Below are 279 nucleotides of genomic sequence, written 5' to 3'. Positions count from 1 at the left end.
GACCAGTACCGCACGCTGTTCAAGGCGCTGGGCTTTGAACTGGTCTGCGACACCCGTGGTTTCTACTACTTCGTGCCGGACATGGCCGCAGCAGCGGTGAACAAGACCGCCCAGCGTCTGGCGCTGTTCACCTTCATCCTCGTCGAGCACCTGGCCGATCAGGGCCGCGACCCGATCGCCGTGCTCGACGGCGGCAGCCTCGGCCGCGAAGAATTGCCGTCGCTGCTGGACAAGTACCGCGACCTGTTCATCCAGGCCGAAGTGCAGACCGTCGAAGAA

1 protein-coding gene is annotated in these 279 nt (G+C 63.8%); it reads left to right on the top strand.

Translation table 11 applies throughout. From position 1 onward, the window contains the following. On the top strand, positions 1–279 hold a 279-nt coding region (locus AAEY83_RS14380; RefSeq protein WP_502945181.1), incomplete at both ends, for a condensin complex protein MksE.

This window comes from Psychrobacter sp. TB20-MNA-CIBAN-0197 (assembly GCF_040309765.1).
GTDB classification, from domain to species: Bacteria; Pseudomonadota; Gammaproteobacteria; order Pseudomonadales; family Moraxellaceae; genus Psychrobacter; species Psychrobacter submarinus.
This window is presented reverse-complemented; position numbering and strand designations above follow the sequence as displayed.